Source organism: Methylobacterium tarhaniae (assembly GCF_001043955.1).
GTDB classification, from domain to species: domain Bacteria; phylum Pseudomonadota; class Alphaproteobacteria; order Rhizobiales; family Beijerinckiaceae; genus Methylobacterium; species Methylobacterium tarhaniae.
This window is the reverse complement of the sequence record NZ_LABZ01000407.1, coordinates 1-2,331: the sequence shown is the minus strand read 5'-3', so window position 1 is coordinate 2,331 and position 2,331 is coordinate 1. Positions and strand designations below refer to the sequence as shown.

Sequence of the window (2,331 nt, the reverse complement as noted above, 5' to 3'; positions counted from 1 at the left end):
CGCCGCCGCCCGGCACCACGGGCAGTTATAGTCGAAGAACTCGTACAGGGTGACCGAGGCCTCCCGCGGCCCGATCCAGGTCACGCCGCGCAGCCGGCCGATCTCGGAGGCGAGCTCGCCCGGCAGGCGGGTGTTGGGGATCGGCTGGCCGTTGTCGCCGGTCACCGCGCGCCACTGGCCCTCGGCCTGCGCCAGGACCCGGTTCGCGGCCAGGGCGGGAAGCGTCGCCAGGGAGGCGGCGAGGAGGGTACGGCGGGAGAGCGACATGGTGGTTTCGCGTCCGGGGCGACGGGTACTCGTCACCTGTAAGGACTAGCTCGGCCATTTTGGCCGGATGATGGCCTGTCCCGGGCCAGGCTGCCCGGGGCGGTGTGGGAAGCGGGAATGGCGGGCGCCCTGCCCACCGCGCGTGGCAGGGCTGCCCGGGGAAAGAGAGGGCGGGAGAGCGTTCCGGCGCGGGGACCGGCCCTACGTCCCCACCTTCCCCCCGCCCCGTTTCGTGATCGCCACCACCGCCGGGCGCGGCGGCAAGGCGGGGTCGAAGTCGGGCCAGCGGGTCGCCGGCCGCTCGAAGGTCGCCGGGGTGGCGTTGGGATCCTCCTCGTCGGCCTCGCCGGGATGCTGCACGGCGACGAAGAAGGTGGTGTCGTCGGGGGTGAAGTAGGGGCCGCACATCTCGGCCCCCAGCGGCACCTGGAAGAAGTGCTTGGCGGTGCCGCGGCGGGCGCCGTCCGTCTCCACCGCCCAGATGCCGTCGGCGCGGCCGGTCTTGCCTGGCGAGTTGCCGTCGGTCGAGACCCAGAGGCGGCCCTGCCCGTCGACCGCGCAATTGTCCGGCATGCCGAACCAGCCGTCCTTCGTCGTCGCCGACGAGAAGGTGGCGCCGACCGCCGCGATCGACGGGTCGCCGCAGCGGACCAGCACCTCCCAGGCGAATCGGTCGGCCGCGAAGTCGCCGCCCTCCGGGGAGAGTTCGACGATGTGGCCGAAGCGGTTGTCCGGCCGCGGGTTCGCCGCGTCGACCTGGTCGGCCTTGCGGCGGGTGTTGTTGGTCAGCATCACGTAGACCTTGCCGGTCTTCGGGTTGGCCTCGACGTCCTCCGGCCGGTCCATCTTGGTGGCGCCGAGGAGGTCGGCGGCCCGGCGGGTCTCGATCAGCACGTCGGCCTGGTCACGAAAGCCGTTCTCCGGCGTCAGCGGGCCCTGCCCGAACACCACCGGCAGCCAGGTGCCGCGCCCGTCCGCGTCGAAGCGGGCGACCGAGAGCGTGCCGGAATCGAGGATGTCGCGGTTGGCGGCCTTGTCCGTCATGTTCACCGCCGCGTCGGTGACGAAACGATAGACGTAGTCGAAGCGCTCGTCGTCGCCCTGGAACACGACGTAGCGGCCATCCTTGGCGAGCGCGCCGGCGGCGCCCTCGTGCTTGAAGCGGCCCATGGCGGTGCGCTTCACCGGCACGCCCCTCGGGTCGAAGGGGTCGATCTCGACCACCCAGCCGAAGCGGTTCGGCTCGTTGGGCTCCTGGGCGAGGTCGAAGCGCGGGTGGAAGCGGCTCCAGCCGTAGAGGTTGCCCGGCAGGCCGAGGCGCTTGTGGTTCCTCGCCTCCGGCGAGCCCTCGGGCAGCCGGCCCTGGAAGTAGTAGTTGACGTTCTCCTCGCAGGTCAGCCACGTGCCCCAGGGCGTGACGCCGCCGGCGCAGTTGTTGAGCATGCCGAGGACGGTCCGCCCGTCCGGGTCGGCGCCGGTGCGCAGGCGGGCCGAGCCGGCGGCGGGGCCGGAGAGACGCATCGGGGTCGTCGCGGTGATGCGGCGGGCGTAGGGCGAGTTCGGCACCACGCGCCAGCGCCCGTCCTCGCGCTTCACCTCGATCACCGAGCCGCCATGGGCCGCCATCTCGATCTCGGCGAGGTCGCGGTTCATGCCGGCGAAGCCCGCCTTGCCCTCCTGCCGGCCGAGGCCGGGGAACATCAGCTCCTCGTTCGTATATTCGTGGTTGACGACGAGGAGGCCGTGGCCGGCGGGATCGCTCGTCCCCGGCAGCGGGAAGAAGCCCAGGAAATCGTTGTTGTAGCCGAATTGCTGCGCCTGCGCGGCGGCCGACTGCCTGTGCGGGTCGAAGGGCGGCGCACCGGGCAGCACCGGATCGCCCCAGCGGATCAGCACCTCGGCCTCGTGGCCCTCCGCCACGTGGTGGCGCTCGTCGGCGCCGGCCGGCAGCTCGCGGAACGGGAAGGTCTCAGCCGGGGTCTCCGCCGCTGCCACCGCCCGGGGGGCGAGCGTCGCCGAGATGGCGGCAACGGCCAACCCGCCGCGCAGGATCTCGCGCCGGTC

General features: G+C 72.7%; 2 protein-coding genes. Both read right to left on the bottom strand.

The window, feature by feature from the left end; genetic code table 11:
- A partial coding sequence (locus VQ03_RS30310; protein ID WP_048454653.1) for a thioredoxin domain-containing protein occupies window positions 1–267 on the bottom strand: 267 nt, incomplete at its 3' end.
- A 201-nt stretch (window positions 268–468) separates the two neighbouring features.
- Window positions 469–2,331: PhoX family protein (locus VQ03_RS30305; protein WP_048454652.1), on the bottom strand; the 1,863-nt coding region annotated here is incomplete at its 5' end.